Origin of the sequence: Acidiphilium sp. AL (genome assembly GCF_025499445.1) — a bacterium.
GTDB lineage: Bacteria > Pseudomonadota > Alphaproteobacteria > Acetobacterales > Acetobacteraceae > Acidiphilium > Acidiphilium iwatense.
Map to the genome: position 1 here is coordinate 1 of NZ_JAIMBZ010000079.1, position 6,882 is coordinate 6,882.

The 6,882-nt window shown below is 64.5% G+C and carries 4 protein-coding genes, 1 pseudogene and 2 riboswitches; of the genes and pseudogenes, 1 reads left to right on the forward strand and 4 read right to left on the reverse strand.

The window, feature by feature from the left end:
- Positions 1-140: 140 nt before the first annotated feature.
- From AiwAL_RS19530 to gcvT, 4 genes and pseudogenes are all read right to left on the reverse strand, one after another.
- Positions 141-502: pseudogene (locus AiwAL_RS19530) on the reverse strand (transposase); the annotation flags it as partial.
- A gap of 342 nt (positions 503-844) precedes the next feature.
- Positions 845-3,712: an aminomethyl-transferring glycine dehydrogenase gene (gene gcvP, locus AiwAL_RS19535; RefSeq protein ID WP_235706129.1), complete on the reverse strand. Its 2,868-nt coding sequence runs from the start codon at positions 3,710-3,712 to the stop codon at positions 845-847.
- A 14-nt stretch (positions 3,713-3,726) separates the two neighbouring features.
- Positions 3,727-4,101, reverse strand: a complete 375-nt coding sequence (gene gcvH, locus AiwAL_RS19540; protein WP_235706128.1) for a glycine cleavage system protein GcvH — start codon at positions 4,099-4,101, stop codon at positions 3,727-3,729.
- A 13-nt stretch (positions 4,102-4,114) separates the two neighbouring features.
- A complete protein-coding gene (gene gcvT / locus AiwAL_RS19545; protein WP_235706127.1) occupies positions 4,115-5,215 on the reverse strand; it encodes a glycine cleavage system aminomethyltransferase GcvT in 1,101 nt (366 codons plus the stop codon).
- A 51-nt stretch (positions 5,216-5,266) separates the two neighbouring features.
- Positions 5,267-5,351: riboswitch (glycine riboswitch) on the reverse strand.
- 4 nt (positions 5,352-5,355) lie between these two features.
- A riboswitch (glycine riboswitch) is annotated at positions 5,356-5,447 on the reverse strand.
- Positions 5,448-5,776: 329 nt separating this feature from the next.
- Between gcvT and AiwAL_RS19550 the strand changes: the two genes are divergently transcribed.
- A complete protein-coding gene (locus AiwAL_RS19550; RefSeq protein WP_262313411.1) occupies positions 5,777-6,748 on the forward strand; it encodes a DMT family transporter in 972 nt (323 codons plus the stop codon).
- Positions 6,749-6,882: the final 134 nt, after the last annotated feature.

Consider the following 6,882-nt stretch of genomic DNA (forward strand, 5'->3'; position numbering starts at 1 on the left):
ACGCCCATCGCGCCTCACGCCCGTTATTTCCAGACCATGCGGTCCAATCCGCTCCATCATAAGTATCCACCTCCCGTAAGTGGACACCTATTCCCAGCAGCCCGCCACCCGGCCTAGGTGCGCCGAAATTCGCGCTTACTGTGCTTCAGCTTCCAGGCGGTGGTCTGCGTCACCCCGAGCCGGCGGCCAAGCTCGATGCTCGAGCCCCCCCTTTGCTCTGCGTCAGGTGATACATTGCGCGGAACCAGGTGAGCAACGGCAAATGGGTCTGCGCGAAAATCGTTCCCGCCGTCAGTGAGGTCTGCCGACCGCACCCCGTGCACTGGAACAATTGTCGAGGCTTCACCACGCAATGCCGCGTGTCCCCGTACACCGGACAGACGAAACCTTTCGCCCAGCGCCAGGAGTAAACGATCGCCCGGCAGGCTTCTTCCGTTCCTTAGAGCCGATCAAACTCCGCTTCGCTGAGACCTTTCTGAAACTGAACTTTGTTCCGTGCCATCCCACACTCCAGGAAATTCGTCCATTCGCAGCAGATCATACCGCCCGAAAATTCACGGATCAACATGCGTAATCAGGAAATCCGTTAATACCGATGGCAATCACATGCCGCACCGTTGTTTGGATGGCACTCGCGGAACCCATCTGGGCCAGCGGTCATAGCGCCGCATCAACAGGCCGGACACATGACCGCATTCGAACCAACATCAGATTCTGCAAAAAAACGACTTGAACCCAAAGGGCCGTCCACACATGGTATTAGATAGAGCTTTATCCGTGAGCCAAAGCGAACGGAAAATGCTCTAATCATCCGATCTTATCTTGAAGCGTGCCATTGCTACCCTCACTCCGCCGCCTCCGCGTAGTCCGAGAGTGGCGCGCAGGTGCAGACGAGGTTGCGGTCGCCATAGACGTTATCGACCCGCTTGACCGGCGGCCAGTACTTCGATCCGGCGACATAGGGCAGCGGAAACGCCGCCTGCTCGCGGCTATAGGCGTGGTTCCAGGTGGTCGCCATGACCTCGGACGCGGTATGCGGCGCGTTTTTCAGCATATTGTCGTCGCGCGGCAGCGTGCCCGCCGCGATGGCGACGATTTCCGCGCGGATCGCGATCATCGCATCGCAGAAGCGGTCGAGTTCGGCCTTGGTTTCGCTTTCGGTGGGTTCGATCATCAGCGTGCCCGGCACCGGCCAGGACATGGTGGGCGCGTGAAACCCGTAATCCTGTAGCCGTTTGGCGATATCCTCGACCTGAATGCCGGTATCGGCCTGGAAGCCCCGGCAGTCGATGATGCACTCATGGGCTACCATGCCGTTAGCGCCGGCATAGAGGATCGGATAATGGGCGCCGAGGCGATGGGCGATGTAGTTGGCGTTCAGGATGGCGATTTCGGTCGCCTCGCGCAGCCCCTCCGCCCCCATCATGCGGATATAGGCGTAGGGAATCGACAGGATCGAGGCGCTGCCGAATGGTGCGGCGCTGATCGGGCCATAGCCGGTGGCCGGCCCAGCGTCATCGCGCATCGGGTGATTGGGCAGATGCGGGGCAAGATGCGCCGCGACCGCAATCGGTCCGACGCCCGGTCCGCCGCCGCCATGCGGGATGCAGAAGGTTTTGTGCAGGTTGAGATGACACACATCCGCCCCGATCGCGGCGGGGCTGGTAAGGCCGACCTGCGCGTTCATGTTGGCGCCGTCCATATACACCTGGCCGCCGGCGCGGTGGATTTTGGCGCAAATCTCGCGGACCGTCGCTTCGAACACGCCATGGGTCGAGGGATAGGTGATCATCAGCGCGGCGATGCGACCGGCATGGGCGGCGATTTTCGCATCGAGATCGGCAAGGTCGATATTGCCGGCGCGGTCGCAGCCGACCACCACGACGCGATACCCGGCCATCGCCGCCGAGGCGGGGTTGGTGCCGTGCGCGGAGGACGGGATCAGGCAGATGTCGCGCGCAGCGTCGCCGCGCGATGCATGGAAGGCATGGATGCTGAGCAGCCCGGCATATTCGCCCTGCGCGCCGGAATTGGGTTGCAGCGAAACGGCGGCAAAGCCGGTAATGCGCGCGAGATCGGTCGCGAGCCGGTCGATCAGCGCGCGATAACCGCGCGTCTGGTCCGGCGGCGCAAAAGGATGGATATCGGCGAAACCGCGCCAGGTGATCGGGATCATCTCGGCGGTCGCGTTGAGTTTCATGGTGCAGGAACCGAGCGGAATCATGCTGCGGTTGAGCGCGATGTCCTTGTCTTCCAGGCGTTTCAGGTAGCGCAGCATCGCGTGTTCGGAGCGGTGCGCGTGGAACACCGGCGCGGTCATGAATTTCGTGTTCCGGGCCAGCGCCGCGAGCGGCGTCGGCATGGCCTCAGCGGCGCCGCCGAGGATGCCGGCGAGAATCGTCAGTTCCTGGTGCGTTACGGTTTCGTCGAGCGCGATGCCGAGCGTTTTCTCATCGATGCGACGGAAATTGAAGCCCGCATCGAGCGCGCGAGCGAGGATGGTATCGGTTTTTTCACCCGTTGTTAACGCGATCGTGTCAAAGAAAACATCGTGGCGGAGCGCGAAGCCGGCTTTGGTTGCGGCACCCGCGAGCAGGCGGGCGGCGAGATGCACGCGTTTCGCGATGCGGATCAGCCCTTCCGGCCCGTGCCAGACGCCATAGAATCCGGCGATGACCGCGAGCAGCACCTGCGCGGTGCAGATGTTGGAGGTCGCCTTTTCGCGGCGGATATGCTGCTCACGGGTTTGCAGGGCAAGGCGCAGCGCGGGCGCGCCGGCGGCATCGACCGAAACGCCGACCAGACGTCCGGCCATGTGGCGCTTGAGAGCGTCGCGTGTCGCGAAAAACGCGGCATGCGGGCCGCCGAAGCCCATCGGCACGCCAAAGCGCTGGGCCGAGCCGACCACGATATCCGCGCCCATCTCGCCGGGCGGCTTGAGCAGGGTGAGGGAGAGCGGGTCAGCACTCACGATGGCGAGCGCGCCCGCGTTATGCGCGGCGGTGATTTCCGCCGACAGATCGCGAACCACGCCGGTGGTTCCCGGATATTGCAGGACCAGGGCGAAGGGTTTGGCGGCCTCGATCGCTGCGGCATCGCCCGGTTCGATATCGGCGATGCTCCAGCCGAGTGGTGCCGCGCGGGTGGCGATGACGGCGCGGGTCTGCGGGTGGAGATCACGTGCGACGGCGATGGTCGTCGAACTCGCGCGATGCACCGCGCGGGCCAGCGCGACACCCTCGGCAGCGGCGGTCGCTTCGTCGAGCAGCGAGGCGTTGGCGATGTCCATGCCGGCGAGTCCCGCCATCATGGTCTGGAAATTCAGCAGGGCTTCGAGCCGGCCTTGGGCGATTTCCGCCTGATACGGCGTGTAGGCGGTGTACCAGCCGGGGCTTTCCAGCACGTTGCGCAGAATGACCGGCGGGGTGACGGTGCCATGGTAGCCGAGGCCGATCAGGCTGCGCTTGACCGCGTTCTCGCCCGCGTAGTGGCGCAGATCGTCGAGGATTTCACCCTCGGTCAGCGGTGTCGGAAGGTCGAGCTTTCGCTCCGCCAGGATCGCGCCGGGGACGGTGCGGGCGATCAGCGCGCCGATCGAGGGGATGCCGAGCTGGTGCAGCATCGCTGCCCGCTCGGCGGCATCGGGGCCGATATGGCGCGCGGCGAACCGATCTTCGGCGAGGATCGCATCGAATGCGGCGAGAGTATCCATGGCGGCGGCTCCGGTCAGAGCGATTGCACGAAAGTCTGGTAGTCGGCGGCGCTCAGCAGCGCGTCGAATCCGGCGCGGCCGGCGAGGCGCAGCTTGAAGAACCAGCCGCCGGCTTCGGCATCCTGGTTGGCGACGCCGGGATCGGCGGCGAGGGACGCGTTGTTTTCGGTGACGGTGCCGGCGAGCGGGGCATAGACGTCGGACGCGGCTTTCACGCTCTCGACCACGGCGCAGGCTTCGCCTTCGGCAACGGCGCGGCCGGGTTCCGGCAGTTCGACGAACACGATGTCACCGAGGGCGGATTGCGCGTGATCGGTGATGCCCACAGTGGCGATGTCGCCGTCGAGCCTCACCCATTCGTGGTCCTTGGTGTATCTGATTTCGGTCATGGCGGAGGTCCTTTCAGCGGGCGTAGCGGTGCGGAATGAAGGGCAGCGGGGCGACGCGCATGGTCACGGCGCGGCCGCGCAGTGCGGCGGCGAGGATGGTGCCGTCGCGGGCAAGATCGGCGCGGACATAGCCGAGCGCCGCCGGCGCATCGAGGCTGGGCGCGAAGGTGCCGGAGGTGACGATGCCGGCCGGCGCGCCCTTGGCGTCGGTCAGTTCGGCACCCGCCCGCACGGGTGCGCGGCCGTCGGCGCGCAGGCCGACTAGGCGGCGGGCGGGGCCGCTGTCGTGTATGGCGCGCACCGCGGCGCCGCCGGCGAAATTCCACGCCATTTTGCGGCGCTTGCCGATCGCGAAGCCGAGCCCGGCCTCGATCGGGTTGGTGGTTTCGTCGATATCGTTGCCGTAGAGCGGCAGCCCGGCTTCGAGGCGGAGCGAATCGCGCGCGCCGAGCCCGGCGGGTTTCACCCGCGCATCGGTGATCAGGGTGGTGGCGAGCGCGTCGGCGCGTTCGGCGGGCAGGCCGATCTCGAACCCGTCCTCGCCGGTATAGCCGGAGCGGGTGATGGTCATGCGCGCGCCTTCGAGCGTGGTCTCGATCGCGTCCATGAAGCGCAGCGCGGCGACCTCGGGCGCCAGTGAGGCGAGAACCGCGCCGGATTCGGGGCCTTGCAGGGCGAGCAGGGCGCGGCCGAAATGCGGGGTGAGGCTGACGGCATCGGGCAGATGGGCGCGGATATGGGCAAGATCGACATGCTTGCGCGCGGCGTTGAGGACGAGGAGATAATACCCGTCGAGATTGGCGACCATCAGATCGTCGACGATGCCGCCATCCGCGTTCATCAGCAGGGTGTAGCGCTGGCGCCCCGGTTGCAGCCCGGCGATGTCGCCGGTGACGACGCGTTCCAGCGCGGCGGCGGCACCGGGGCCGGACAGGATCGCCTGGCCCATATGCGAGACGTCGAACAAGGCGGCATGGGCGCGGCAATGCAGGTGTTCGGCGATGATGCCGTCATACTGCACCGGCATGGCGTAGCCGGCGAAGCCGACCATGCGCGCGCCCAGGCCGCGATGCATCGCATCGAGCGGAACGGTCAGCGTTTCGGCATCGGCCACAGGATTCTCCGCGTTCAGCGGACGGGTGCAGAACCGTCCAGGCTGACCCCCCTCTGTCGCGGAACCTGAGAGATTCGGGCAGGAGTTTCCCCGCCCTTACGCCTTCGGTGCGGCGCGCTGCGCCGGCTTTCCAGAGATCGTGTTCTCACGCGGTCCTTTTGCCTGAGCGTTTCCGGGGGCCGGTTGCGCCTTCGGCGGCGGCGTTCATGCCGCTCTCTCCCGCGCGGGAGTTCGATGGCTATGTCATGACCGACATCGGCGTTGAACGCAAGCGCCGGTGCGCAAATCGCGCCTGAGTGCGTTGGCCGGCTTGGCCGATGTCCCCGCATCGACCTGCGCCGGCCGCCTGCTCAGCCGCGATTTTCGCTCCCGACGCGAATCGCGCCGCCGTTTCCAGTGTTTCTGAGCGGAGATTTCGAACCGATTGAAGGGAGCGGATCGTTGCGCCCTGATCTTTCACTGACCATGGGGAAACGTGCGTCCGAATACGAGCACAAGATTCGGAGTGCCGCGACGCGGTGGCGTCGATACCTTTCTGTCGAATTGAAGGGGATGAGTTCGATGACGGTTAAGACCGCACCAGTGCCGGCGATGGGATGTAGAGAGTGGGTTATGCTGCTGGCCCTCGCTGCGCTGTGGGGCGGGTCGTTCTTTTTCTTTAAGGTGCTGGTCGCCGAACTGCCGCCCTTCACCGTGGTTCTCGGCCGCGTGGGTTTGGCCGCTGTTATTCTGAACCTGTGGCTTGGGTTGCGAGGTGACTTCATGCCGGCCTCGCCGCGTCTCTGGGCTGACTTCATCGTCATGGGCGTGCTCAACAACGTCATCCCCTTTTCGCTGATCGTATTCGGCGAAACCCGGATTTCGAGCGGGCTTGCCTCCATCCTCAACGCTACGACGCCGATGTTCACCGTGGTCGTCGCGCATATGCTGACCGCAAACGAGAAGCTGACCCGCAGCAAGTTTGTCGGTGTCGCGATCGGCTTTGCCGGTGTCGCTGTGCTCGTTGGGCCAGGAGCACTGGCGGGCATGGCCAAGGGGGGCATTCTTGGGGAAGTCGCCTGCCTGGGGGCGGCGCTGGTTTACGCCTTTGCCGGCATTTATGGTCGGCGATTCAAAGATATCTCGCCGATCAAGGTCGCGACCGGCCAAGTTACCGGCAGCACCCTCGTGCTGATCCCAGTGGTGGTTTTTGCCGATCGTCCTTGGACACTGCCGGCACCGGACGCGGAGACGTGGGGAGCGCTGATTGGGATCGCGCTTCTGTGCACCGTGCTTGCCTACATTCTCTATTTCCGCATTCTTGCTGCGGCGGGGGCGACCAATCTGCTGCTTGTCACATTCCTGATCCCGGTCAGCGCAATCCTGCTCGGTTCGTTTGTGTTGGGCGAGGCACTGCTGATCCGAGAGTTTGCAGGAATGGCCATGATCGGAGGCGGCCTGGCCTTCATTGATGGCAGGCTGCCGACGGCTTTTCTCCCTCGTCCAAAGCCGGTTCCGATGCCCACCGAAAAATCTTATGATTTTGAGATCTAGCCCGAAGTTTTCACTTTGAAACTGCTTGAACGCATTGGGTGGCTTGGGATAGCGCGGTTTTATATTTGAATGATGTGTCCATACATTGGGCTTGCGGCGCGACTCGAGTTGTGATTCCCTGGCGGCATGTTCAT

Excerpts from the sequence above, each read along its gene's own strand:
- gcvH (WP_235706128.1), bottom strand. The coding sequence starts at position 4,101 with ATGACCGAAATCAGATACACCAAGGACCACGAATGGGTGAGGCTCGAC.
- gcvP (WP_235706129.1), bottom strand. The coding sequence starts at position 3,712 with ATGGATACTCTCGCCGCATTCGATGCGATCCTCGCCGAAGATCGGTTC.
- AiwAL_RS19550 (WP_262313411.1), top strand. The coding sequence starts at position 5,777 with ATGACGGTTAAGACCGCACCAGTGCCGGCGATGGGATGTAGAGAGTGG.